Raw genomic sequence first — 786 nt, 5'->3', positions numbered from 1 at the left:
CCATAGCGCCTGACAGGCCCAGTGGGAGCGAAGCCGCGATTTGCGACACTCACCGTGAAGAGGGGTTGAGATCGAGCCTGTCGTTTGAAATGTCTAGATACGCAGGATCGTCCCGACAAGCCCAAGTAACTAGTACCCCAGGGGGATACGGTCGCTTCTGAAAGCGCGTCACCGCGTTCTCATACTGTGCAGCTGTCGTGCTTGAGGTGAGGATTCGTGGGAGATTTTCTTTCAGTCCCGCCAAGTCGTCCGAGTCGCCTCCGGCGCGGAACACGGTCACACCATTGTCAGGTCGGATCACCAGAATGAAGTAGTGGCCTCGCTGAATCATATTGCTTACCACGGTTTTGATCAGAGGGTTGCATGGGTTGACTAAGACATTGTAGGTATCCACGCCATGGAAATTGAAAGCAAAATGGACCACTTCATAATCGGCGGTCCCCAACAGTGAATGCCCCAGCTCGAAGCCTTCGCTGGACGTTCCGTCTGGGAAATTGTCGCTCGGTCGAATAGCTAGCAAGCCAAACTGATGCTCATGCACCTCAATCACTCCCAGAGCGCAGGCAGGCACTTCGGTCTCGATGAGGTCATAGACGAACTGACGGTTGAGTGTCAGCCTTGGTAAGAAAAGTGAGGCATTATTCAATGGAGCCCTCTCAAACGTTTAGCTCATTAAACATGCGATGAGGCTGGAATCCAGCGGTACAGTGTTGGCACCGAAACTCCAAGATTTTTGGCCACCTCACGCGGTGGTACGCCGTTGGCCAGCAGTTTCTTGGCTGAGAC

Annotated in this window: 2 protein-coding genes; both read right to left on the bottom strand. The window is 53.6% G+C overall.

Annotated elements, in window-relative coordinates; all coding sequences use genetic code 11:
* Window positions 1-49 precede the first annotated feature (49 nt).
* The gene (locus ALO43_RS22270) at window positions 50-646 is read right to left on the bottom strand and encodes a hypothetical protein (RefSeq protein ID WP_054998064.1); all 597 of its coding nucleotides are present in this window, start codon (window positions 644-646) and stop codon (window positions 50-52) included.
* Between the two features lie 26 nt (window positions 647-672).
* A complete protein-coding gene (locus ALO43_RS22265; protein WP_459564959.1) occupies window positions 673-768 on the bottom strand; it encodes a helix-turn-helix domain-containing protein in 96 nt (31 codons plus the stop codon).
* Window positions 769-786 lie beyond the last annotated feature (18 nt).

It is taken from the genome of Pseudomonas tremae (genome assembly GCF_001401155.1).
In the GTDB taxonomy this organism is placed as follows: domain Bacteria; phylum Pseudomonadota; class Gammaproteobacteria; order Pseudomonadales; family Pseudomonadaceae; genus Aquipseudomonas; species Aquipseudomonas tremae.
This window is presented reverse-complemented; position numbering and strand designations above follow the sequence as displayed.